This is a genomic window from Streptomyces sp. NPDC058880 (assembly GCF_042742535.1).
Classification (GTDB): domain Bacteria; phylum Actinomycetota; class Actinomycetes; order Streptomycetales; family Streptomycetaceae; genus Streptomyces.
In genome coordinates, this window is record NZ_JBHYMC010000027.1 from 21,192 (window position 1) to 43,815 (window position 22,624).

Annotated in this window: 21 protein-coding genes and 1 riboswitch; of the genes, 6 read left to right on the plus strand and 15 right to left on the minus strand. The window is 70.9% G+C overall.

Going from position 1 to position 22,624, the window contains the following annotated elements:
* Positions 1-125: 125 nt before the first annotated feature.
* From ACFW2G_RS17640 to ACFW2G_RS17660, 5 genes are all read right to left on the minus strand, one after another.
* Positions 126-1,874 carry an ABC transporter substrate-binding protein gene (locus ACFW2G_RS17640; protein WP_078557015.1) on the minus strand — a complete coding sequence of 583 codons (1,749 nt, stop codon included), beginning with the start codon at positions 1,872-1,874 and terminating at the stop codon, positions 126-128.
* A gap of 77 nt (positions 1,875-1,951) precedes the next feature.
* Positions 1,952-2,947, minus strand: a complete 996-nt coding sequence (locus ACFW2G_RS17645) for an ABC transporter permease (RefSeq protein ID WP_037928079.1) — start codon at positions 2,945-2,947, stop codon at positions 1,952-1,954.
* 467 nt (positions 2,948-3,414) lie between these two features.
* Complete coding sequence (locus ACFW2G_RS17650) at positions 3,415-4,155, minus strand: enhanced serine sensitivity protein SseB C-terminal domain-containing protein (RefSeq protein ID WP_037928675.1); 741 nt, start codon at positions 4,153-4,155, stop codon at positions 3,415-3,417.
* A 96-nt stretch (positions 4,156-4,251) separates the two neighbouring features.
* Positions 4,252-4,986 (minus strand): enhanced serine sensitivity protein SseB, encoded by a 735-nt coding sequence (locus ACFW2G_RS17655; protein WP_037928076.1) that lies wholly within the window; start codon positions 4,984-4,986, stop codon positions 4,252-4,254.
* A 114-nt stretch (positions 4,987-5,100) separates the two neighbouring features.
* Complete coding sequence (locus ACFW2G_RS17660) at positions 5,101-5,778, minus strand: AAA family ATPase (RefSeq protein WP_384445580.1); 678 nt, start codon at positions 5,776-5,778, stop codon at positions 5,101-5,103.
* A 189-nt stretch (positions 5,779-5,967) separates the two neighbouring features.
* A riboswitch (glycine riboswitch) is annotated at positions 5,968-6,070 on the plus strand.
* 171 nt (positions 6,071-6,241) lie between these two features.
* Here ACFW2G_RS17660 and gcvT point away from each other — a divergent pair.
* The 5 genes from gcvT to ACFW2G_RS17685 all read left to right on the plus strand — a co-directional run bounded on the left by gcvT (position 6,242) and on the right by ACFW2G_RS17685 (position 11,486).
* Positions 6,242-7,357, plus strand: coding sequence for a glycine cleavage system aminomethyltransferase GcvT (gene gcvT, locus ACFW2G_RS17665; protein ID WP_037928072.1), 1,116 nt, complete (start codon positions 6,242-6,244; stop codon positions 7,355-7,357).
* Positions 7,358-7,460: 103 nt separating this feature from the next.
* Positions 7,461-7,841: a glycine cleavage system protein GcvH gene (gene gcvH, locus ACFW2G_RS17670; protein ID WP_384445576.1), complete on the plus strand. Its 381-nt coding sequence runs from the start codon at positions 7,461-7,463 to the stop codon at positions 7,839-7,841.
* A 15-nt stretch (positions 7,842-7,856) separates the two neighbouring features.
* Positions 7,857-9,113 (plus strand): serine hydroxymethyltransferase, encoded by a 1,257-nt coding sequence (gene glyA, locus ACFW2G_RS17675; protein WP_384584937.1) that lies wholly within the window; start codon positions 7,857-7,859, stop codon positions 9,111-9,113.
* 338 nt (positions 9,114-9,451) lie between these two features.
* Positions 9,452-10,834: an L-serine ammonia-lyase gene (locus tag ACFW2G_RS17680; RefSeq protein WP_384445573.1), complete on the plus strand. Its 1,383-nt coding sequence runs from the start codon at positions 9,452-9,454 to the stop codon at positions 10,832-10,834.
* Positions 10,835-10,985: 151 nt separating this feature from the next.
* Complete coding sequence (locus ACFW2G_RS17685) at positions 10,986-11,486, plus strand: hypothetical protein (protein WP_037928066.1); 501 nt, start codon at positions 10,986-10,988, stop codon at positions 11,484-11,486.
* A gap of 49 nt (positions 11,487-11,535) precedes the next feature.
* Here ACFW2G_RS17685 and ACFW2G_RS17690 read toward each other — a convergent pair whose 3' ends face one another.
* Positions 11,536-12,267, minus strand: a complete 732-nt coding sequence (locus ACFW2G_RS17690) for a flavodoxin family protein (protein WP_037928064.1) — start codon at positions 12,265-12,267, stop codon at positions 11,536-11,538.
* A 112-nt stretch (positions 12,268-12,379) separates the two neighbouring features.
* On the opposite strand from ACFW2G_RS17690, the gene ACFW2G_RS17695 reads away from it, so the two are divergent.
* On the plus strand, positions 12,380-12,937 hold the full coding sequence (locus tag ACFW2G_RS17695; RefSeq protein ID WP_037928062.1) for a PadR family transcriptional regulator: 558 nt from the start codon (positions 12,380-12,382) through the stop codon (positions 12,935-12,937).
* Positions 12,938-12,983: 46 nt separating this feature from the next.
* Here ACFW2G_RS17695 and ACFW2G_RS17700 read toward each other — a convergent pair whose 3' ends face one another.
* The 9 genes from ACFW2G_RS17700 to ACFW2G_RS17740 all read right to left on the minus strand — a co-directional run bounded on the left by ACFW2G_RS17700 (position 12,984) and on the right by ACFW2G_RS17740 (position 22,499).
* Positions 12,984-13,196, minus strand: coding sequence for an EF-hand domain-containing protein (locus tag ACFW2G_RS17700; protein WP_037928061.1), 213 nt, complete (start codon positions 13,194-13,196; stop codon positions 12,984-12,986).
* Between the two features lie 121 nt (positions 13,197-13,317).
* A complete protein-coding gene (locus ACFW2G_RS17705) occupies positions 13,318-14,505 on the minus strand; it encodes a YncE family protein (RefSeq protein WP_037928059.1) in 1,188 nt (395 codons plus the stop codon).
* Positions 14,502-15,314, minus strand: a complete 813-nt coding sequence (locus ACFW2G_RS17710; protein WP_384680962.1) for a polysaccharide deacetylase family protein — start codon at positions 15,312-15,314, stop codon at positions 14,502-14,504. The genes ACFW2G_RS17705 and ACFW2G_RS17710 overlap by 4 nt, the downstream gene beginning before the upstream one ends.
* Before the next feature lie 362 nt (positions 15,315-15,676).
* Positions 15,677-16,189 carry an ATP-binding protein gene (locus ACFW2G_RS17715; RefSeq protein ID WP_037928057.1) on the minus strand — a complete coding sequence of 171 codons (513 nt, stop codon included), beginning with the start codon at positions 16,187-16,189 and terminating at the stop codon, positions 15,677-15,679.
* Positions 16,190-16,431: 242 nt separating this feature from the next.
* On the minus strand, positions 16,432-17,199 hold the full coding sequence (locus ACFW2G_RS17720; protein WP_384445567.1) for an enoyl-CoA hydratase/isomerase family protein: 768 nt from the start codon (positions 17,197-17,199) through the stop codon (positions 16,432-16,434).
* Positions 17,200-17,295: 96 nt separating this feature from the next.
* Positions 17,296-18,534, minus strand: coding sequence for an Ig-like domain-containing protein (locus ACFW2G_RS17725; protein WP_052031256.1), 1,239 nt, complete (start codon positions 18,532-18,534; stop codon positions 17,296-17,298).
* A gap of 123 nt (positions 18,535-18,657) precedes the next feature.
* Positions 18,658-19,326, minus strand: coding sequence for a L,D-transpeptidase family protein (locus ACFW2G_RS17730; RefSeq protein ID WP_384445622.1), 669 nt, complete (start codon positions 19,324-19,326; stop codon positions 18,658-18,660).
* 133 nt (positions 19,327-19,459) lie between these two features.
* A complete protein-coding gene (locus tag ACFW2G_RS17735) occupies positions 19,460-20,302 on the minus strand; it encodes a collagen binding domain-containing protein (protein WP_384445565.1) in 843 nt (280 codons plus the stop codon).
* 31 nt (positions 20,303-20,333) lie between these two features.
* Positions 20,334-22,499 carry a choice-of-anchor A family protein gene (locus tag ACFW2G_RS17740; RefSeq protein WP_384445563.1) on the minus strand — a complete coding sequence of 722 codons (2,166 nt, stop codon included), beginning with the start codon at positions 22,497-22,499 and terminating at the stop codon, positions 20,334-20,336.
* Positions 22,500-22,624 lie beyond the last annotated feature (125 nt).

Sequence of the window (22,624 nt, forward strand, 5' to 3'; positions counted from 1 at the left end):
TCCGTACCGCCCCCGGTCGGGGGGCGGTACGGACCGGCGCGCGCGCTGCTGCCTTCACCTGCCTTCCACGGTTCTGGCAGATCTGGCTGAGAGGGTCGAACTGCCTGAGGACTTGGCGTCCGGGTTTACTTCAGGCCGATGTTGAGGTAGTCGTACTGACCGCTCCACGCCGGGTTGGAGACCACGTTGGTGAGCTTGGGCGAGCGGTAGTGCAGGACCTTGAAGTAGGTCAGGGGCACGATGACCGCCTGGTCCATGACCTTCTTGTCGATCTCGCCGTAGACCTTCTCGCGCGCGGCGGCGTCGGTGTTGGCGATGTTGTCGTTCAGCATCTTGTTGATCTCGGGGTCGTTCAGCTGCGACAGGTTGGTGTTACCGGTCTTGCTGATCGCGTCACCGTGGACGACCTGCTGGAGGAAGCCGAAGCCGCTCGGCCAGTCGGCGCCCCACTGCATCATCATGAGGCCGATCTTGTTGTCCTCGGTGAACTTCGGGACGCCCGCGTAGTCGCTGAAGTACTTGCCGGCCGGGAACTGCTGGATCTTGACGTTGATCCCGACCTTCTTCAGGGACGCCTGGATGGCCGTGGCCATGTCGACCTCGCCGGCGCGGTCGTTGCGCGCGGTGATGGTGGTCTCGAAGCCGTTCGGCTGTCCGCAGGCGGTCAGCGCGGCCTTGGACTTGGCCTCGTCGCCCTTGTTGTCAGGGGTCTCGTAGGTGTTGAAGTCCACGTGCCCCGGGATGTCGGTCGGCAGGACGGTGCTGGCGATGGCGCCGCGGGTGGGACCGCCGAACGCGGTCTGCACCGACACCTTGTCGATCGCGTACTGGACCGCCTTGCGGCACTCCACGTTGTCGAAGGGCGCCACCTTGGTGTTCATCGCCATGTAGACCAGGCGACCGCCCTCGGCGTTGTCGGTGTTGGGGTCCTTCGAGGTCAGCAGCTCGGTCTGGGTCTGCTGGGCCACACCGTTGCCGACGATGTCGATGTGGGTGTTGCCGGCCTTCAGGTTGGAGTCGATCGTCTCCTGGTTGACCTTCAGCTTGACGACGATCTTCTCCGGGAGCTGCTTGCGCAGCGGGTCCGTGGAGGCGTCCCAGTTGGGGTTGCGGACCAGGACCGCCTGCTTGTCGTGCTCGTAGCTCTCGAACATGTACGAGCCCGAGGAGACGATGTTCTTCACATAGTCCGCGCCGTTGTCCTTGGCCTTCGGCACGGGGGCCGACTGCGGGTTCGCCAGCAGGTAGTCGAACTCGGCGAAGGGCTGCTTCAGCTTGAAGACGATCGTCTGGTCGTCGGGGGTCTCGATGGACTGCAGCCCCGTGTCGGACTTGTCCTTGTACGGGCCCTCGTAGGGGGTCTCGTTGTCCTTGAGGTACTGCGCGAGGTAGTTCGGGCCGTTGGAGTGCACGTCACGGGCGAAGTTGCTCCGCTCGACGGCGTACTTGACGTCCTTGGAGGTGATCTCCGTACCGTCGCTGTACTTCACGCCCTTGCGAATCTTGTACGTCCAGGTGGCACCGCCGTCACTGGGGGTGCCGAGGCTCTCGGCGAGGTCCGGGACGACCTTGTTGCCCTCGGCTCCGGCGCCGGGAGCGAAGGTGGTCAGCGGACGGGCGTACAGGCGGCTGAAGTTGAAGACGAAGCCGTAGTAGGTGTTGCCGGGGTCGAAGGAGTCGGGGGTGTCGGACGCCTCGTAGACGAGCGTTCCGCCCTGCTTGTCGGAGGCGTTGACCACGCCCTTGACGGCGGCGTTGGATCCGGCCGACTTGTCGTCGCCGGCGGTCTTGTCACCACCATTGCAGGCGGAGGCGGTGAGGGCGACGGTGATGGCGGCGGCAAGCACCGCGGCTTTTCTCGACCTGCTTCTCATGACGGAGTGATGCCCCCTGATTCGGAGTGGTGGTGGTACGGGCGGTGCCTCGGCCGGATGCCCGGGAGACGGGCGGATCAGCGCGAGCTCTTGGGGTCCAGGGCGTCGCGCAGGCCGTCGCCGAGGAGGTTGAAGGCGAGCACGGTGAGGAAGATCGCCGTGCCCGGGACGACCATGAACATCGGGTCGACCTTGTAGTAGTCCACGGCGGAGCTGAGCATTCCGCCCCACGAGGCCTGCGGTGGCTGGATACCCACGCCGAGGAAGCTCAGAGAGGCCTCGAAGAGGATGTTGGTCGGGATGAGCAGGGTGGCGTAGACGAGGATCGGCGCCACCAGATTGGGCAGCAGCTCCCGGAAGACGATGAAGGGGCCGCGGGCGCCGAGGCTGCGGGCCGCGTCGACGAACTCCCGCTCGCGCAGCGACAGCGTCTGGCCGCGCACGATGCGCCCGATGTAGGGCCAGCCGAAGAAGCCGATCACGAAGATCAGCACGCCGATGTGCAGCGGCAGTCCCTCCAGCCCGAAGGCCCCGCCCTGGAGGGCGGCCGAGATGGAGATCGCGAAGAGCAGCAGCGGGAAGGCGAGGAAGGTGTCCATCATGCGGCTGATCACCGTGTCGGCCCAGCCTCCGTAGTACCCGGCGACGACGCCCAGCACCGAGCCGATCAGCACCGAGAGGAGGGTCGACCCGAAGGCGACCAGCAGGGAGACCCAGGAGCCTTCCAGGATGCGGGTGGCGATGTCGCGGCCGAACTTCGGCTCCACGCCGAGGGGGTGCTCCCAGCTGATACCGCCGAAGGAGCCGATCGGAGTGGCCAGGGAGGGGTCGATGAGGTCCTGGTGCAGCGCGTCCGGGTCCAGGCCGAACACCCACTGGATCGGCTGCGACAGCGCGGCCAGCACGACGAGGAGCAGCACGACCGCGCCGCCGGCCATCGCCACCTTGTCGCGCTTGAGTCTGGTCCACGCGATCCGGCCGAGCGAGCGGCCCTCGATCGCCTTCTGCGGAACGTCGGGGGTGGCCACGGCCGCGGACTCGGCCGCGTTGGTGTCGTGCAGTGGTGCCGTCATCGTGGTGGGGACCCCTCTCGGCCGACGGTGGCCGGCCCATGCCCGCCGCTGTGGCGGCTTGGTTCAATCGGCGTCGCTGGTGGTGCGATTGGCGAGAAAATGTGCCGGAAGTGCACGTGAAGAGCCGGTGTTCGTGAGATGGACCGGCCTTCGGTGGGGGGAGTCTTCAACGCGCTCTCAACCGCCCGCCAGACCCCCCGGGGATGTGATGCGCAACCGTGATCTGGGCTTACACCTTCCGCTATCCGAACCGCCAGGCCTGTTGAGCGGTGAAACACCGCGCGTTCGGCGCGGAACGGACATCAGACCCAACTGCCCTTTCAGACGTGAATCTTGGGCCTATTCAGCGGATATGCCGAAGGCCGCACCGATGGGACCGGTGCGGCCTTCGAGATGGACGTCTCGATATGCGGATTTCGCGCCAGGAGCCCCCGCGGGTCCGCGGGGGCTCCTGGGGGCGGGCCGGGTCAGTACGCCGGGGCCTGGCCCTCGCGGTCGTAGAAGGGCCGGGTCTGCGCCCGCAGCCACATCGCCACGGGGTCGTGCTCGTCGCCCAGCGCGACGGTGCACACCGGGACGCCCTCGGGCACCGCCCCGACCGACTGGCGCATCATTTCCCGTACGGATTCCAGCGCGGGCGCGGAGGCGTCGTACAGGTCGAGCCCGACGGCGAGGTAAGGGGACCCGAGTGCCGGCTGCACCCAGGCGCGGCGCAGCGACCGCACGGCCGGTGTGCGGTGCGCATGCTGGGTCAGCAGACCGTAGAACTGGGGCAGTTCGATGCTGGGCTCGGACAGCCGCAGTGGGCCCGCGGGCATCCGGTCCAGGCCGGTCGCGATGCGGCGCAGGTCGGCCCAGGGCACGCCGAGGCCGCCGCCCTGGGCATGCGGGTTGAGCCACAGACCCCAGCGGTCCGGGTAGAGGGCGCGGGCGATGTCCCGCCCCGTGACCACTTCGTAGCCCCGGTTCCAGCCGCTCGCGGCCAGTTCCTGGGGGGAGGTGACGCAGGGGGCGTAGCCGAGCCCCTCGACCTCCATGCCGCCGTACTGGGCGTCCGGGGACCCCGGCTGCCCCTGCCACAGCAGCATCCACAGCCGGCCCTCGGACAGGGCCCGCAGCAGTGACTCGTAGCTCTCGTAGCGCCCGGGAGTCACCTGGCGCATCATGTGCTCGACCTGCCCGGCCGCGGCCGTGCCTGACGCACTCACCCGGTACCCCTCTTCGTCCGCCCGTCGCTCCACGCGTGCCTTACCCGGGCCAGCGCTCATGCGTGCGGCCGGGAGATGTAACCAGCTTAAGCGGCCCTACGCGAGGTAGAAGGGGCGTACGCGCTCACGAATCCAGTCCGTGACCGGGTCCTGGGCCGCGTCCAGGAGGATCAGTTGCACGGGCCACGGCGCCGGAACGCGCGCCAGGGCGCGTCCGAGCGCCTCCATCGGCGCCTCCCGCATCTGTGGCTCCCACCCCGCCAGGCGGACACCGACGAAGAGTTCCGGTGCCCCGCCCTCGACGCTGGCGAGGCAGCGGTGCGCCGCCGCGACCACTCCGGTGGCGCGGAACTCCTCGCCGGCGGCAGCCAGGAAGTCCACCGGGTCCTCCTGCCAGTCGGGCTCGAAGAGCCGTACGCGGCCGCCGGTCGCGGAGCCGTCGAGCGGGCTGCGGCCCGCACGGCAGAGCTCGGCGACGGCGGGCGGGGGCAGCGGGACGCCGACGGCGCCCTCCGGATTGACCGCGATGCCGAGCTGCGGGGGCAGCCCCCGGGCGAACTCGACCGCCGGGGCCACCGCGAAGTCCATGCCGGGGCCGACACAGGCGAGGAACTGGGCCTCGGAGCTGTAGACCGGGACGTACGCCGCCCCGCCGATGTCCATGGTGGGCAGGTCCAGACCGGCCGTGTCGGGGCCGCCGCCGCCCGGCAGGGGCACCCACACCCTGCTGCGCCCGAGCACCTCCAGGATCCGGCCGCCGGCGTCCGGCTGCCCGAGCGCCGCCCCGAGCACCTGCTCCAGCTCATTTTCCGGCCAGCCGCTGCCCTGCATCTGCCCCTGCCCCTGTCTGGTCCCGCACGTGCGGTCCCGCGCGTGTCGCCCCGCAGGGTACCGGCCGCGGGGCGGGCACCGCCGCCGGGGATCCGGGTCGGCCCGGCCCGGCGGTCAGCCGTGGAAACCGATCCCCGTCACGGCGGCGGCCGAGCGGCGGTCCAGCAGGGTCGCGGAGGCGCAGCCGGCGGGCGGGCGGCCCGCCTCGGCGTCGCGCAGCAGGCGGCCCACGGCGCCGCGGTGGCGGGCGAAGGCGTAGGCAGACACCCCCCGGCCCCGCGCGGCCTGGCCGGAGAGCGCCTCCTCGGGGCTGCTGTCCAGGAGGACGAGGTGCAGCGACCGGCCCCGGCGGCGCGCGGCCGCGGAGAGCAGGGCGCGCACCCAGCTCTGAGTGCCGCAGTCGTGGACGACGACGGAGTCGCCGGAGCGCAGGATCCGGTACAGCCCCCAGTAGTGCGCGGCGCGTACCAGCGGGCGGTAGACGGCGTAGGGCAGCCGGGCGGGCATCCGGCGCTCCCAGCGTTCACGGGTGTCCTGGGAGTCGACGGCGCCGCCCTCCGGCGCGGCTCGCTTGATCAGCGTGCTCTTGCCGCCGCCGGGCAGCCCGGAGACCACGACGATGTCGCCCTCGGCGAAGCCGAGCCGCCGGGGTCCGCGCAGTGCGGGGCCGCGCAGGTCGCGCACGGGGCCGAGGCCGCCGTCGGCAGCCCTCCCGCGCTCGCGCGCGCCGCGCCGCTGGGCCGGCACCGCTTCGACGGCTCCCGTCGCCGTCACCACTCCGAATCTCCGCACAGTGCTCGCCTTCCCCCCGCGTCGGGCCACCGGGACCCTTCCCACCGAGTGTAAAGAGACGGTAATCCGGCATCCACGGTTCCACTCGGCCCGTTCGGAGGGGCGTACGAACTTTCGGACCCCCACCCCCGATCCCGAGCATGCCGTGCAATGATGTGCGCCATCTGGACCAACTGCATACCGGCCGCTTGAATCCGCGCGGGAGAGTCCCGGCAGGCCGCGAGGCCGTGCCGGGCGCCGAAGGAGCAAGAACCTCCCTTGAATCTCTCAGGCCCCGTACCGCGTGGATGAGGCAGATCTGAAAAGCGAGCTGCGCGCCAGCTCCACCCAAGGTGCAAGTCGGGGAGACCGGCGATCGGACGATCGGCGGAACTCTCGGCGAACCTCTCAGGTTCCGATGACAGATGGGGAGGAACGTCCTCGTCATGTCATGTCGATGCCCTGGGACCCGGGAGCCACACCCATGAGCACTGCCCCCCGCCTGACCGCCCTCGATGCGCTGCACCGTTCGCTCGGTGCGACCATGACCGATTTCGCGGGCTGGGACATGCCGCTGCGGTACGCCAGCGAGCGCGACGAGCACAACGCCGTACGCACCAAGGCCGGCCTCTTCGACCTGTCGCACATGGGCGAGATCACGCTGACCGGCCCGGAGGCCGTCAAGGCCCTGGACTACGCGCTGGTCGGCAACATCTCCACCGTCGGTGTCGGCCGTGCCCGCTACACGCACATCTGCCAGGAGGACGGCGGGATCGTCGACGACCTGATCGTCTACCGCCTCGGCGAGACCGAGTACATGGTCGTCGCCAACGCCTCCAACGCCCAGGTCGTCCTCGACGCCCTGACCGAGCGTGCCGCCGGCTTCGACACCGAGGTCCGCGACGACCGCGACGCGTACGCGCTGATCGCCGTGCAGGGTCCGGAGTCCCCCGGCATCCTGGCGTCGCTCACCGACGCCGACCTCGACGGCCTGAAGTACTACGCGGGCCTGCCGGGCACCGTCGCGGGCGTGCCCGCGCTGATCGCACGCACCGGCTACACCGGCGAGGACGGCTTCGAGCTGTTCGTCGCCCCCGAGCACGCCGTGGAGCTGTGGCAGGCGCTGACCAAGGCCGGCGAGGGCGTCGGCCTGGTTCCGGCCGGCCTGTCCTGCCGCGACACCCTGCGCCTGGAGGCGGGCATGCCGCTGTACGGGCACGAGCTGACCACCTCCCTGACCCCGTTCGACGCAGGTCTGGGCCGGGTCGTGAAGTTCGAGAAGGAGGGGGACTTCGTCGGCCGCGCCGCCCTGGAGGCCGCCGCCGAGAAGGCCGCCGACCAGGCCCCGCGCAAGCTGGTCGGCCTGATCGCCGAGGGCCGCCGCGTCCCGCGCGCCGGCTTCCCCGTCGTCGCCGACGGCAAGGTCATCGGCGAGGTCACCTCGGGCGCCCCGTCCCCGACGCTGGGCAAGCCGATCGCGATGGCGTACGTGGACGCGGAGCACGCCGCGCCCGGCACCTCCGGCGTCGGCGTCGACATTCGCGGTACGCATGAGCCGTACGAGGTCGTCGCGCTGCCGTTCTACAAGCGGCAGAAGTAGCCCTCCGCGCACGACGTCCGCCGTCCGGGCAGCCGTACGGCGTCGTCTCAGTACCCAAGACCGCAGTTCGTATCCACTCCCCCGCATCCAGGAGAATCAGGCCATGAGCAACCCCGAGAAGCTGCGTTACACCAAGGAGCACGAGTGGCTGTCGGACGTCGTGGACGGCGTCGCGACGGTCGGTATCACGGAGTTCGCGGCCAACGCGCTCGGTGACGTCGTCTACGCCCAGCTCCCCGAGGTCGGCGACACCGTGACCGAGGGCGAGACCTGCGGCGAGCTGGAGTCGACCAAGTCGGTCAGCGACCTGTACTCCCCGGTCTCCGGCGAGATCGTCGAGGCCAACCAGGACGTCGTCGACGACCCGGCGCTCGTGAACACCGCCCCGTTCGAGGGCGGCTGGCTGTTCAAGGTCCGCCTCTCCGAGGAGCCCAAGGACGCGCTCTCCTTCGAGGAGTACACCACGCTCACCGCCGGTAACTGACCCCAGGGGATCCTGATGTCTGTACTGAACACCCCTCTCCACGAGCTCGACCCCGACGTCGCCGCAGCCGTCGACGCGGAGCTCGTGCGCCAGCAGTCCACCCTGGAGATGATCGCGTCGGAGAACTTCGCTCCGGTCGCCGTCATGGAGGCCCAGGGCTCGGTCCTCACCAACAAGTACGCCGAGGGCTACCCGGGCCGCCGCTACTACGGCGGCTGCGAGCACGTCGACGTGGTCGAGCAGATCGCGATCGACCGCATCAAGGCGCTGTTCGGCGCCGAGGCCGCGAACGTCCAGCCGCACTCCGGTGCGCAGGCGAACGCCGCCGCGATGTTCGCGCTGCTCAAGCCGGGCGACACGATCATGGGCCTGAATCTGGCCCACGGCGGTCACCTGACCCACGGCATGAAGATCAACTTCTCCGGCAAGCTCTACAACGTGGTCCCCTACCACGTGGACGAGTCCGGCCAGGTGGACATGGCCGAGGTCGAGCGCCTCGCCAAGGAGTCAAAGCCGCAGCTGATCGTCGCCGGCTGGTCCGCCTACCCGCGCCAGCTGGACTTCGCCGCCTTCCGCCGCATCGCGGACGAGGTCGGCGCCTACCTGATGGTCGACATGGCGCACTTCGCCGGTCTGGTCGCCGCGGGCCTGCACCCGAACCCGGTGCCGCACGCCCACGTCGTCACCACCACCACGCACAAGACCCTCGGCGGTCCGCGCGGCGGTGTCATCCTGTCGACGCAGGAACTGGCCAAGAAGATCAACTCTGCGGTCTTCCCCGGCCAGCAGGGCGGTCCGCTGGAGCACGTGATCGCGGCCAAGGCCGTCTCCTTCAAGGTCGCCGCCTCGCCCGAGTTCAAGGAGCGCCAGGAGCGCACCCTGGAAGGCGCGAAGATCCTCGCCGCCCGCCTGGTCCAGGACGACGTCAAGGCCGTGGGCGTGGACGTCCTCACCGGCGGCACCGACGTGCACCTGGTCCTGGTCGACCTGCGCAACTCCGAGCTGGACGGCCAGCAGGCCGAGGACCGCCTGCACGAGGTCGGCATCACGGTCAACCGCAACGCCATCCCGAACGACCCGCGGCCGCCGATGGTGACCTCGGGTCTGCGGATCGGCACGCCGGCCCTCGCCACCCGCGGTTTCGACGCCGAGGCCTTCACCGAGGCCGCCGAGATCATCGCGCAGGCGCTGAAGCCGACGTACGACGCCGAGGGCCTCAAGGCGCGCGTCTCGGCGCTCGCCGCGAAGTTCCCGCTGTACCCGTCGCTCTAGCGGCGGCGCGAAAGGGCCCGGCCTCGTCGTCTGCGCACGGGCCGGGCCCTTCCCGTACCCGCCGGCGTCCACCCCGGCGCGTCCGGCACCCGCCCCGGGCGGGCGGACACCCCTGCCGCCCAGCGCCGGGGCCGGTCTCCGGCAGCCGGCGGGGCCCGGCGCCGCGCCCCCGCGGCGCGAGTGGACACCTTCCCGACCTGTCCACGTAATCCTTCCCACCTCGTCCGGCAGCCAGGACGTTCACCGCACCGCGTTAAGCTCGTCTGTCGGACAAAATCTGAACAATCCGCCTCTCCTGCCCCCTCCCACCCCACGAGCAGACAAGGGAGTCCGCCACCGTGGCCATCTCCGTCTTCGACCTCTTCTCCATCGGCATCGGTCCCTCCTCCTCCCACACGGTCGGTCCGATGCGCGCCGCGCGCATGTTCGTGACGCGACTGAAGAAGGACGGCGTGCTCGCCCAGACGGCCTCCGTGCGGGCAGAGCTCTTCGGCTCCCTCGGCGCGACCGGCCACGGCCACGGCACGCCCAAGGCCGTGCTGCTCGGTCTGGAAGGCCACTCCCCCCGCACCGTGGACGTGGAGACGGCGGACGACGAGGTGGATCGCATCCGCAGGAGCGGCCGCCTGCGGCTGCTCGGGGCGGAGATAGGCGACGTCCACGAGATCGCCTTCGACGAGCCGAACCAGCTGATCCTGCATCGCCGGCGGTCCCTGCCGTACCACGCGAACGGCATGACGCTCTTCGCGTACGACGAGGCCGGCACCCCTCTGCTGGAGAAGACCTACTACTCGGTCGGCGGCGGTTTCGTCGTCGACGAGGACGCGGTGGGCGAGGACCGGATCAAGCTCGACGACACGGTGCTGAAGTACCCCTTCCGCTCCGGTGACGAGATGCTGCGGCTGGCCGACGAGACCGGCCTGTCGATCTCCTCCCTGATGTTGGAGAACGAGAAGGCCTGGCGTACGGAGGAGGAGATCCGCGAGGGCCTCCTGGAGATCTGGCGCGTCATGCAGTCCTGCGTCTCGCGCGGCATGTCCCGCGAGGGCATCCTCCCGGGCGGCCTGCGGGTCAAGCGCCGCGCCGCCTCCACGGCGCGCCAGCTGCGCACCGAGGGCGACCCGATGATGCACCGCAGCGAGTGGACGACGATCTACGCGATGGCGGTCAACGAGGAGAACGCGGCGGGCGGCCGGGTCGTGACGGCCCCGACGAACGGCGCCGCGGGCGTCCTGCCGGCCGTGCTGCACTACTACATGAACTTCGTGCCGGGCGCGGACGAGGACGGCGTGGTCCGCTTCCTGCTCGCTGCGGGCGCGATCGGCATGCTGTTCAAGGAGAACGCGTCGATCTCCGGCGCCGAGGTCGGCTGCCAGGGTGAGGTGGGATCGGCCTGCTCGATGGCGGCCGGCGCCCTCGCCGAGGTGCTGGGCGGCACGCCGGAGCAGGTCGAGAACGCCGCCGAGATCGGCATGGAGCACAACCTGGGCCTGACCTGCGACCCGGTCGGCGGACTGGTCCAGATCCCCTGCATCGAGCGCAACGGCATGGCCGCGGTCAAGGCCGTCACCGCCGCCAAGATGGCGATGCGCGGCGACGGCTCGCACAAGGTCTCCCTCGACAAGGTCATCAAGACCATGAAGGAGACCGGCGCTGACATGAAGGTCAAGTACAAGGAGACCGCCCGCGGCGGCCTCGCGGTCAACGTCATCGAGTGCTGATGCCCTCCTGGTGACCGCAGGGGCCCGGCGCGGGTTGCGCCGAGCCCCTGCGGCGTCCGGTACACCGTCCACCCGGTGGAACCGGAGGAGCCCGGAGCGGCGTCCCAGGTGGTGCCATCAGTCCCCGTCTCTTGAGAATCGGGGGGACAACATGATCCACACACGTCTCCGGCGGTTCGTGGCTCTGGCCTCCGGCGCGCTGCTCGCCGCCGGACTGGCGTTCGCCTCGCCCGCCTCCGCCTCCTCACTCGCCTCCACCGAGGTCCCGACCCCGCTCGTCGTGAACGCCCGCTGGGGCGGGCACTCCGGATACGACCGGATCGTCGTCGACCTGGAGGGGTACACGCCCACGGTGACCGTCACGCCCGTCGCACAGCTGAGGTACGACGGCTCCGGCAAGCCCGTGCCTCTGGCCGGGACGTACTTCCTGGAGATCAGGCTCAACCCCGCCGCCGCGCACGACGACGCGGGCGAGAGCGTGTACCACGGCCCCAAGCTTCAGAGGATCTACCTCACCAAGCTCAAGGGGCTCGCCATGACGGGCGACTACGAGGGGTACGTGACCTTCGGCGCCGCCTTCGACACCCTTCCGTACTACCGCGCCTACAGCCTGCACTCGCCCGAGCGGTTCGTGGTGGACATCGCGCACTGAACCGGCCGCGGACGGCCCGGCCCGAGGCCTTCGCGCCCCGGGCCCGGACTCATCGGTGCTCGGGATTGGGGAAGTCGAAGCGGCAGCCGGCGTCCCACAGGGAGCGCTGGTTGCCGTGCGCCGGGATGCCGCCGGAGCGCTTGAGCAGCGCCGCCAGGTGCATGAGGTTCCAGGACATGAAGGCGGTGTTGCGGTTGGTGAAGTCGTTCTCGGGGCCGCCCGAGCCGGGGTCCAGGTAGGACGGGCCCGGGCCGGCCTCGCCGATCCAGCCCGCGTCGGCCTGCGGCGGGATCGCGTAGCCGAGGTGCTGGAGGCTGTAGAGGACGTTCATGGCGCAGTGTTTGACGCCGTCCTCGTTCCCGGTGATCAGCGCTCCGCCGACCCGGCCGTAGTATGCGTACTGGCCGTGCTCGTTCAGCAGCGAGGAGCAGGCGTAGAGCCGCTCGATCACCTTCTTCATCACGGAGCTGTTGTCGCCGAGCCAGATGGGCCCGCACAGGACCAGGATGTCGGCGTCCATGATCTGGCTGTAGAGGACGGGCCACTGGTCGCTCTCCCAGCCGTGCTCGGTCATGTCCGGCCAGACGCCCGTCGCGATGTCATGGTCGACGGCGCGGATGAGGGAGGTGCGGGCGCCCGCGGACTCCATCACCGCTCGGCTCTTGTCGATCAGGCCCTCGGTGTTGCTGGTCTCGGGCGAGCGCTTGAGCGTGCAGTTGACGTAGACGGCGGTGAGGTCGGCGTAGTGCGGGCGGTTCGCGGTGTTCTCGTCGGCAGTCACGCACCCAGCCTGCGCAGCGTGCCGGGCGCCCGCCACCGGGCCTGGCCCGTACGGGGAGGGTGGTGCGGAGGTGGTCGCGCTGCCCGGACCGCGGCGAACCTAGGATGGCGGCATGTCCCTGCCGCACGCCATCCTCACCGCCCTGCTCGAGAAGCCCTCGTCCGGGCTGGAGCTGACCCGGCGGTTCGACAAGTCGATCGGGTACTTCTGGTCGGCGACGCACCAGCAGATCTACCGCGAGCTCGGGCGGCTGGAGGAGGCCGGGCTGATCCGCGCGCTGCCGAGCGAGGCGCCCGTGCGGGGTCAGAAGAAGGAGTACGAGGTGCTGCCCGCGGGCGGCACGGAGCTCGCCCGGTGGGTGGCGGAGAGCCAGGACCCGAAGCCGATGCGCGATCCGCTGCTGCTGCGAATCCGGGCGGCCGGCGTGGTGGGGCCACAGGGCCTCGGCCCCGAGCTGCGGCGTCATCTGGACCTGCACCGGCGCCAGCTGGCGCAGTACGAGGCCATCGAGGAGAAGGACTTCCCGCCGGGGCGCGACGCCGTGGCGGACCGGCTGCGCCGGCTCGTGCTGCACGGCGGGATCGCCCTGGAGACGTTCTGGCTGACCTGGCTGGAGGAGGCCCTCGCCGAGGTCGGCGACATGGAGGACCCGCCCGGACCGTCCGTCTGACGCGTACTCCCGCCCGGGCCTCGGGGGCCGGGCGGGAGGCCGGGGACTACTTGTTCAGGGAGGCCCAGAACTCGTCGAAGCTCAGCAGCTTGTCGCCGTTGGCGTCCTTGGCCGCGACGACGGAGTCCGCGACGGCCGGGGTCACGTGGACGTCGCCCATCGCGCGCATCGCGGCGCTGTACTCGTCGGCCGTGACGAAGCCGTCACCGTTCACGTCGAACCTGTCGAACGTAGCCCGTGCGCTCTCGATGTCCGCCACTGGGTCCACCCCTTCTTGGTGCTTGCTGACCGGCCCAGGGTAGCGCCACCCCTGTCGGGCGGACGCCCCGGGGCCGGGCCCTCCGCTCCCCGGCCGCACCGGCGGCGGCCGGGGATCCCGCCTACCGGAAGATGCCGGTGTGGCCGAGCGAGTAGCGGCCGGGCTGCGGGTAGACGGCGAGTCCGTGGGGGCCACCGCCCACCGGGATCCGGGCGAGCTGCTTGCCCGTCACGGTATCGATCGCGTACACCTCGGAGTCGTAGCGCCCGGACAGCCACAGCACCTTGCCGTCGGCGGAGACGCCTCCCATGTCGGGGCTGCCGCCGTCCGGCAGCGTCCACTTCTTGGTGAGCTTCTTCTGCGGGAAGTTGTAGACGGAGATGGTGCCCTCGCCGCGGTTGGAGACGTACATCTCCTTGGAGTCGCGGCTCACGTAGAGCCCGTGGCAGCCTTCGCCGGTGGGCAGCAGTTTGGGCGTCTCGAACGTGTCGCCGCTGAGCACCCACATGCCGTGCGCCATCATGTCGGCCACATAGAAGGTCTTGCCGTCCGGGGAGACCTTGACGTCCTGGGGCATCGCGCCCTCGAACGGCAGCTTCTGCTGGCCGACGACCTCCATCCGCTCGGTGTCGACCTTGAGGAGTTCGCCGGAGAACTCGCAGCTGACGATGAAGTAGCGGCCGTCGGCGGAGAAGTCGGCGTGGTTGACTCCGTAACAGGTCACCGGGACGGTTTTCACGCGGTCCATGGTGTGCGGGTCGCGAAAGACGAGCTCCTGGTCCATCGAAGCCATGACGACCGCGTACTTGCCGTTGGGCGTGAAGTACAGGTTGTACGGGTCGTGCACCTCGACGGGCTTGCCGGCCTCGCCGGTCGCAGGGTTGATCGGCGTGAGCGTGTGGCCCCGGTTGTTGTTGACCCACAGGGTCTTCAGGTCCCAGGAGGGGACGACGTGCTGGGGCTGGACCCCGACCGGGATGGTGTCGATGACCTGGTAGGTCTCCGGGTCGATGACGGACACCGTGTTGGAGTTGGTGTTCGGCACGTAGACGCGGGACGGGAAGTCCTTGACCACCGGGGAGAGTTTGCCCGGCCGGTCCGCCGCGTAGACGTCGTTCGGATCCAGCAGGGGCGGCATTCCGGGCAGCCCGGGCGGGGCGGCCGGTACGGCCTTGGCGGGTGCGGCCGGGCCCTTGGTGCCGAGCGCCTCGGCGGGCCCCTTTCCGGCCGACCCGCAGCCGGCCAGGGCGGCGAGGACCAGAGCGGCCAGCAGCACGCCGGTATTCCGGGGAAGGCGGTTGGTCTTCATGGCGTCAGCAGCTCCGTGGTGGTCACCGCGCGCAGCTTGCGGCGCGCGAGTTCTTCGAGGAGGGAAGGCAACGCGTCGACCGTGTCCGCGTAGCCGAAGTGCAGGCTCACCACGGATCCGGGCAGGATCGTCCCGGTGACGTTGCGGGTGACGGCCGCGGCGCCGGGCGAGGTGAAGTCGAGGGAGTCGACGTCGTACGAGAGGACGTGCGGGTAGCCGGCCCGCTGGGCCAGCTTCTGGACCAGGGGGGTCGCGTACTGCGTCCCGGAGGGACGGAACCAGGTGCCGATGGAGCCGGTGAGCCGCTTGAGGCGCTGGGCGCAGTCGGTGATCTCGGCGTAGGCCTCCGCCTCGGCCATGTCGTTGATCGCGAGATGGCGCTGGGTGTGGTTGCCGAGTTCGTGACCGCCGTCGAGGATCCGGCGGGCCATGCCGGGGTGGGCGTCGAGCCAGGAGCCGATCGCCAGGACGGTGACGCGCGCTCCCCCTTTCTCCGCCTCGTCCAGCGCCGCGCGCGCGAGGGCGGGCTCCCCGTTGCCGTGGAAGGTGAGGGCGACCCGGGCGCGGTCGCGCGGACCGTGGCCGATCTCCACGGGCTGCCCCGCGAACCGGCGCGGGACGGCGGGGGCCGGCGCCCGGGCGGGCTTGGCCGGGCGGGACGGGGCGGGGGGTGGCGAGGAGGGCCCGGCGGCCGGGCGGCCCGGGCCGCAGCCGGCGGCCAGGCCGGCGGTCGCGGCGCCGGCCGCGCCGAGACCGGCTGCCCGCAGAGCGGCACGCAGGGCCGCGCGGCGGCCTGGTTGTGAGAGCACCTGCCCATTTAAGGGGCGGATAGCCCGGAAGGTAATGATTGACCCATTTTGCGGCGTTCATGGATGAGGCGGAGCGAGCCCCCCATCCGCCACGTGATCAACGATTTACTCAGAGCAGTCGATAGTTATTCATCGAATGCGAGGTGAGTGGCCCACCTCACCTAGGATTTAGAGAGAAACTCTTGCGATTTGCACACTTATGTCCAAGTAGGGACTTTTGGCGTTCGAGCCCTCGTCTGTCATAGTCGGAGCCACGACTTCCCCTTGACCCGAGCGAAGTCACCACGCCGAGGATCACACCCCCTTCGATCCTCGGCGCACCCATGAAGCCCCCACAGCGCCCACACGGCGAGCCGGGGGCTTCAGGCATTCTGGCGATCGGCCACCCGCATCTCGAACCAGGTGATCTTCCCGCGGGGCAACAGGTCGGCACCCCAGCGGTCGGACAGCTTGTCGACGAGGAAGAGACCGCGGCCGGAAGTGTCCAGTTCGTGCACCGGCATCAGACAGGGCAGTCCGCGCGAGGGGTCGCGCACCTCCACCCGGACCCAGCCGCGTCGGCGCAGCATGCGTAAGCCGAAGGAGCGGGCGCCGGTGTGGCGGACCGCGTTGCCGACGAGTTCCGAGACCAGCAGGACGGCGTGCTCGGAGATCTGCGGCGAGAGGCCCCAGAGGCGGATCACCACGCACTGGGTGAGCCGACGCGCGGTTCCGGCCGACTCCGGCAGGGACGGCAGCGTCACTTCCGCCTCGGCCGGGTTCCCGTACAGCTCCAACGCCTTGAGGCCCTGTTCCTCCTCGGCGGCCGTAGTGAGCCGTACCGCCGAAGCACCACCGCGTTGCCGCGGCTGTTCCACACCCTCCAGGCCCGCCATGCACCCATCATGGAGGGCCGCCCCGCCCCTCCGGGCCGTTCCACAGGAAAACACCCCCCGGATTCAACAAATCCAAGGGGGTGCCCCGTCCTGCGCGCGAGGCGGCAGGACGACCCGAAACCGGGCCCTGACCTGGTGTGACGCACCACGTGAAAATGATCACGGCGAGTTGATCGGCCATTCTCCTTAAGGTTGCCTTAAGGCCTGGCTAATCCACCCCCAGGGAGGACCGCCCGGCCGGCTCAGACGAACTTCGCCTTGCCCGGGCCCTCTTCGACGAAGCTGCGCATGCCGCGCTCACGGTCCTCGGTGGCGAACAGGCCCGCGAACCAGTTGCGTTCGATGGTGAGCCCGGTGTCGATGTCGGCCTCCAGGCCCGCGTCCACACACTCCTTCGCGGCGCGCAGCGCCATCGCGGGCCCCTGCGCGAGCTTCGACGCCCAGGCGTGCGCCTGCTCGTAGACCTCGCCGGCGGGCACCACCCGGTCGACCAGGCCCAGCGTGAACGCCTCGTCGGCCTTGACCATGCGGCCGGTGAAGATCAGGTCCTTGGCCCGGGAGGGGCCGACCAGCCGGGACAGCCGCTGGGTGCCGCCCGCGCCCGGGATCAGGCCGAGCAGGATCTCGGGCTGGCCGAGCTTGGCGTTGTCGGCGGCGATCCGGTAGTCGGCACACAGCGCGAGTTCGCAACCGCCGCCCAGCGCATAGCCGGTGATCGCCGCGACGACGGGCTTGGGGATGCGGGCGACGGCGGTGAAGGCGTCCTGGAGGGCGCGGGACCGGACGACCATCGCCGCGTGGTCCATCGTCTGCATCTCCTTGATGTCCGCGCCCGCCGCGAACACCTTCTCGCCGCCGTAGAGGACGACCGCACGGACGTCGGCCCGGTCGGCCGCCTCCACCGCGAGCTCGCGCAGCCGGTCCTGGGTGGCGATATCCAGGGCGTTCATGGGCGGCCGGTCCAGGCGGATGGTGCCGACGCCTTCGGAGACTTCGAGAGAGATGGTCATACGGGTCAGGTTAGCGCCGGTTAACGTGAAGTGGCCCGGTGCCGTGGGTCACAGCACCGGGCCACCCGGATCACGTGCGCGTCGTGCGCGGGACCGCTATGCGATCCACTCCGCCCACGGCATGTTCCAGCCGTTGAGGCCGTTGTCCGGGGCGATCTGCTTGTCCTTGGAGTTCTTCACGACGACCACGTCGCCGATCAGCGACTCGTTGAAGAACCAGGCAGCGGGCTGCTTGGAGTCACCCGCACCGCGGACGTCCTTGAGCCCGACGCAGCCGTGGCTGACGTTCGCCGAGCCGAAGGTGCTGGAGGGGGCCCAGTAGTTGCCGTGCACGAAGGTGCCCGACTGCGACAGGCGCATGGCGTGCGGGACGTCGGAGATGTCGTACTCGCCACCGAAGCCGACGGTCGCGCCGTTCATCCGCGTGACCTTGTACTTCTCGCTGATGACCATCTGGCCGTTGTAGGTCGTGGTCGACGGGGCCCCCGCGGTGATCGGGAGGTCCTTGAGGACCTGGCCGTCACGGACGACCTGCATCGTGTGGGCGGCCGCGTCGACCGTCGAGATCTGGGAGCGGCCGATGGTGAAGGTGACCGTACGGGTCTGCTTGCCGTAGACCCCCGGGCGGCCCTCGACGCCGTCGAGGGCGAGCTTGACGGTGACCTTGGTGCCCGCGGCCCAGTAGTTCTCGGGGCGGAAGTCGAGGCGGTCGTTGCCGAACCAGTGGCCCTCGATCGGCACGGCCGGTTCGGCCGTCACGGTGATGGCCTTCTCGACGGCCTCGGGGTTGGTGATGCCACGGGTGAAGTTGATCGAGACGGGCATGCCCACGCCGACGGTCGAGCCGTCCTCCGGCGTGTAGTGGCCCACGAAGGTGTTGGTCGGGGTGAGGGTCGTGAAGGTGGTGTCCTTGGCGGACTCCCGGCCGGCCTCGTCCTTGGCGACCGCGTGCACCTTGTACTCGGTGGCCGAGGCCAGGTGGCGGACCGGTTCCCAGCTCGCGCCGTCGTCGGAGAGCTTGCCCTCGACCGCGTTGCCCTTGGTGTCGGCGACGGTCACGGTGCTGAGTTTGCCACCGGTGCTCGTTATCTTCAGGACGCCGCTGGTGGCGACCTCCTTGGCCCCGTCGTCGGGCTTGACGCTGACGACAGCCGTCGAAGCCTCGGTACCGGTCCGGCCCCCACCCCCGGCGTTGTCGCTGCCGCTGCCGTTGCCCTTTCCGCCTCCACCGCCGCAGGCGGTGGTGAACAGCAGGGCCGCTCCCAGCAGAAGGGCCGGCAGGCCCGCCCGGGCGCGGCCGCGTATCGGCTGCAGGTTCACTCGTGCTCTCCCCATGTCCCCCGCGCACGGACGGTCGCGCGCATGCCGAAAGGAAATCACACGGGAGGATTACGTTGAGCCACGGTCGTGTCACCGTTCCGTCCCAAGTGCCCTGAGCCCGCCGGGACGGCTTGCGGATCAGTCCTCGGTACCCGGTTTAGTGCCCCACACGTAGACGGCGTCGCCCTCGGTCAGCAGGTCCCACAGGCGTGCCGCGTCCGGTTCGGTGAGGTTGACGCAGCCGGCCGAACCGCCGGTGGTGTAGAGGGAGCCGGGTGAACCGTGCAGGGCCTGGCCCCCGTCGAAGAACTGGGCGTGCGGCATGGGGGTGCCGTAGAGCGTGGAGACGTGGTTCTTGTTGCGCCAGTACACCTCGTGCCAGCCGGTACGGGTCTCCTGGTAGTCCCGCCCGGTCCGGATGGGCACGGGCGGGAAGACGATCCTGGCCCCCCTCTGCACCCACAGCAGTTGGCGGTCCAGGTCCACGCAGGTGACGCGGTGTTCGCGCTCGGGGCAGTCGCCCGCGGCGTTGGGGTCGGGGCGGGCCGTCACGACGAGCATCGTGCGATAGGTGGCGACTCCCGGGTAGCCGTCGGCGGGGCTGATGCCGTTCGTGCGCTGGAAGGCGCGGACGGCGTAGCAGTCCGCGGTGGACTGCACCCCGTCGACCGGCCGGCCCAGGTGGTCCTCCAGCTCCCGCTGGTAGGGGCCGGTGCCCGCGGTGCACGCGCTCTCCGGTTCCGCCGCGGCGGCCGCCGGGACCGCGAGCGGCCCCGACAGTGCGAGCAGGGTGCCGAGCAGGGCCATCCGCGCTATCGGGCCGCTCCTGTGACGTACGGCCATCCGGGCCTCCTCCGGTCTGTGAACGCGACGGTCACGGACCAGCCAACCCGGGAGGCCGGGGTACGGCGCGCGCTGCTGCGCCGCCGGGGTGAGGAGGTCACTCCGGCGGCGCACCGGAGCGCGCGGTCCGGGCCCGGCGGCCGTCGTCCGCGCCCACGGTGGGGATCTGCTCGGCACGCTTGTTGTAGACGGTCAGGACGATCCGGCGGCCGGATGCGCCGTCCAGCCGCCAGGGGCCGGCCACCGGGTTTCCCGGCATCACATAGCCCTCGGGGACGTCCTTCTCCACCAGAAAGTACGACCCGTCGGCGAGCCCCTCGAAGTCGCACGTGCCGTCGGCGTCGGTGGCGCAGCCGGCCCTCGGGCGCAGGTCGGCGTCGAGGCCCGCGGTCTGCAGGCCGGAGGTGCCGTTGGTCTCCTTCCAGATCTCGAACACCGCGCCGTGCAGCGGCGCACCGGTCTTCCCGTCCCGCTTGCGGACCTGGATCCCGCCGCTATAGACAGCGTCCCGGCTGCGGTTGGGAACGTTGACGACGAGCCCCTCCCGGGCGGCGGCCTCGCGCAGGTCGAAGCCGGCGAACGGCTCGTCGGGCCGCTGGTAGCCGGTGGGGACCGCGACCTGCACCGCGTAGTACGTCTCGCCCGTCGCCAGCTCCACCGTGCACAGGCCCGTCGCGCCGGTCGCACAGCCGGCGGCCTGCCGTTCGTCGCCGGCCGGGCCGGTGCTCTGGAGGCCGGCCCGGTCATTGGTCTCGCGCCACAGCTCGAACCGGGCCCCCGGCAGGGGTGTTCCGGTGTCCGCGTCCGTGCTGCGCAGCACCACCCGGGCGGTGCCGGGTGATGGTGCCGCCGGCGGAGCGGCAAGGGCCGGGCCCGCCGCGGCGAACACCACCGCGGTGGCGAGACCGATGGGCCGTACCGCCGTCGTCCTGGCTTTCATGTCGCTCCGTCCGTCGTACTGGGCCGGGGAGTCAGTCCCGGGGACCCTTCGCGTCCTTCGGGTGCTCGCCCTTGCCGTGCTCGCCCTTGCCGTGCTCGCCCTTGCCCTTGCCGTGGCTGTCGCGCTCGTTCCGGAGCGTGACCACGAGCCGCCGGTCCGGGGTGCCGCCGTCCAGCCGCAGCGGCCCGGTCACCCGGTCGGCGGGCAGCGCGTAGCCCTCGGGCACGGCCGTCTCGACGAGGTAGTACCAGCCCTCGGGCAGCGGGCCGAAGTCGCAGACCCCGCCGCGGTCCGTGGCGCAGCCGTCCGCGGCCCGGCGGTCGGCGTTGATGCCGCGGGTCTGCAGGCCGGCGGTGCCGTTGGTCTCCTGCCACACCTCGAAGACCGCGCCACGCAGCGGCCGCCCGGTCTTGGCGTCCTTCTTCAGGACCCGGATGGAGCCCTCGTACCGCTCGCTCCGGGTGTTGGGGACGGCGACGACGATCCCGTCGGCCACGTCGCCCTGGGTCAGGTCGAAGGCCGTGACCGGGTCCTGCGGCGGTTCGTATCCGGCCGGGACCGCGGTCTCCCGCCAGTAGTACGTCCGGCCGACCGGCAGCTCCACGGTGCAGGTGCCCTGGGCGTCGGTGACGCAGGCGCCGTCGAGCCGGGTGTCACCGCCCGGGGTGACGGGCTGGAGCCCGGCGGTGCCGTTGCTCTCCCGCCACAGTTCGAACCGCGCTCCGGCCAGCGGCAGGCCCGTCTCCCGGTCCGTCTTGCGCAGCACCACCCGGGCGCCGTCCGGCGGCTCGGGGGTGCGCCGGTTGTCCGCCTCGTGGCGGACGCCGGCCTGCGCGTTCTCGGCGGTCAGCGTCAGCTCGTGGACCGGCTGGTCCGGCAGCTCGTAGCCGGGGGGCGCCTGGGTCTCGCGCCAGTAGTACGTGCCGAGCCCGGTGGTCTGCTCGCACAGGCCGTCGGCCGGCGTGGTGCACCCGGCGACCAGGGTGTCGGCGCCCGGGCCGGTGGTCTGCAGGCCCGCGGTGCCGTTGCTCTCCCGCCACAGTTCGAACCGCGCTCCCGCGAGCGCCGCGCCCGTCGCTCCGTCCCGCTTGAGGACGGAGACCGCACCGGTCACCGGGACGGGGCCGCCGCAGTCGGGCAGGTTCCCGTTGAAGGGGTAGGCGTGGAACTCCTGGCCGCCGCCCCCGGTGGTGTCGCTGCCGTGGGTGACGGAGCCGGTGGTGAAGAAGCGGCCGTTGATGCCGGGCAGGGTGATCGTGGTCTCGGAGCTCTGCTGCCCCATCAGGAAGCTGCCCTGGAACTGGCCGCCGCCGGTCAGGTTCACGGTGGTGGCGTCCGGGAAGTTCCACAGCAGCCGGTCGCGGTAGGCGTTGAGCGGATCCGTGTCCGCGATGCCGCCGCTGTAGGTGTTGATCGTGCGGGTGGCGCCCAGCACGTTCACCAGGACGGTGGCCGTCGCCGGGATGCGGGCGAACCGGATGCCCTGCTGGCCGCCCCCGTTGCCGACGAGGTTCGCGTCGACGTTGAAGACCTGGAGCGCCGAGGTGCCGTCGCCGGTGAACAGGGTCTCGAAGCCGCTGTTGACGACGGTGCCGGTGGCCGGGCGGGGCCGCCCGTCGACCCGGGCGTAGCACTGGCTGGCGGCGCTGAGCCGGTCGCGCAGTCCGGCGTACGGGGTGACCGCGGCCGGGTCGGGGGCCAGGCGACCGGTCACCACGCCGGTGAGCGCGCCTGCGTGGCGGACCACACCGCCGTCGGCGAGGAGGCGTTCGCCCTCGGCGACGGTGACGTCCCCGCCGGTGGTGAGGAAGTCGGCCCCGTCGGGCGGCGGCACGAGCGATCCGGCGCCGACGATCCCGACGTTGTAGCGGCTGTCGCCGCCCGCCAGCTTGTCCTGGTCGAAGTCGCCGAGGACGACGAGGCGGCCCTCGGCCTCGGAGGCCCTCCCCCGGACCCGGAAGTCGCCGCCGGCGAAGATGTTGATGCCGTTGTCCCGGCCGCGCAGGACGCCGTCGCTGTTGACCGGTGGGTACGGGACCGGGCAGTTGCCCGGGACGCACGGACCGAGCCCGCCGGGCAACGGCGCCCGGGCCGCCACCGGCCGGTCGGCGCCGGCCGCGGGGGCGCCGGCCGCGGGGGTCGCGGCGGCCAGCACGGCGCCGATCGCGAGCCCGAGGGTCCACTTCCTTGCTTGCATGACGCTCCGTCCGTTCCCTGCTGCCCTGATCTGCCCTGACAGGCTGGGGGCAGGGATCGGCGGCAGGCGGCGCGGACACTCTGCGCTACGGCATTTTGATCACACGAGTCACTCTTGCGGGGAGG

Bases quoted from the DNA above. Each gene is read 5' to 3' on its own strand.
- ACFW2G_RS17685 (WP_037928066.1), top strand. From the start codon at position 10,986: ATGATCCACACACGTCTCCGGCGGTTCGTGGCTCTGGCCTCCGGCGCG.
- gcvH (WP_384445576.1), top strand. From the start codon at position 7,461: ATGAGCAACCCCGAGAAGCTGCGTTACACCAAGGAGCACGAGTGGCTG.
- ACFW2G_RS17735 (WP_384445565.1), bottom strand. From the start codon at position 20,302: ATGAAAGCCAGGACGACGGCGGTACGGCCCATCGGTCTCGCCACCGCG.
- ACFW2G_RS17640 (WP_078557015.1), bottom strand. From the start codon at position 1,874: ATGAGAAGCAGGTCGAGAAAAGCCGCGGTGCTTGCCGCCGCCATCACC.
- glyA (WP_384584937.1), top strand. From the start codon at position 7,857: ATGTCTGTACTGAACACCCCTCTCCACGAGCTCGACCCCGACGTCGCC.
- ACFW2G_RS17655 (WP_037928076.1), bottom strand. From the start codon at position 4,986: ATGCAGGGCAGCGGCTGGCCGGAAAATGAGCTGGAGCAGGTGCTCGGG.
- ACFW2G_RS17720 (WP_384445567.1), bottom strand. From the start codon at position 17,199: ATGACCATCTCTCTCGAAGTCTCCGAAGGCGTCGGCACCATCCGCCTG.
- ACFW2G_RS17645 (WP_037928079.1), bottom strand. From the start codon at position 2,947: ATGACGGCACCACTGCACGACACCAACGCGGCCGAGTCCGCGGCCGTG.
- ACFW2G_RS17695 (WP_037928062.1), top strand. From the start codon at position 12,380: ATGTCCCTGCCGCACGCCATCCTCACCGCCCTGCTCGAGAAGCCCTCG.
- ACFW2G_RS17730 (WP_384445622.1), bottom strand. From the start codon at position 19,326: ATGGCCCTGCTCGGCACCCTGCTCGCACTGTCGGGGCCGCTCGCGGTC.
- ACFW2G_RS17705 (WP_037928059.1), bottom strand. From the start codon at position 14,505: ATGAAGACCAACCGCCTTCCCCGGAATACCGGCGTGCTGCTGGCCGCT.
- ACFW2G_RS17725 (WP_052031256.1), bottom strand. From the start codon at position 18,534: ATGGGGAGAGCACGAGTGAACCTGCAGCCGATACGCGGCCGCGCCCGG.
- ACFW2G_RS17715 (WP_037928057.1), bottom strand. From the start codon at position 16,189: ATGGCGGGCCTGGAGGGTGTGGAACAGCCGCGGCAACGCGGTGGTGCT.
- ACFW2G_RS17740 (WP_384445563.1), bottom strand. From the start codon at position 22,499: ATGCAAGCAAGGAAGTGGACCCTCGGGCTCGCGATCGGCGCCGTGCTG.
- gcvT (WP_037928072.1), top strand. From the start codon at position 6,242: ATGAGCACTGCCCCCCGCCTGACCGCCCTCGATGCGCTGCACCGTTCG.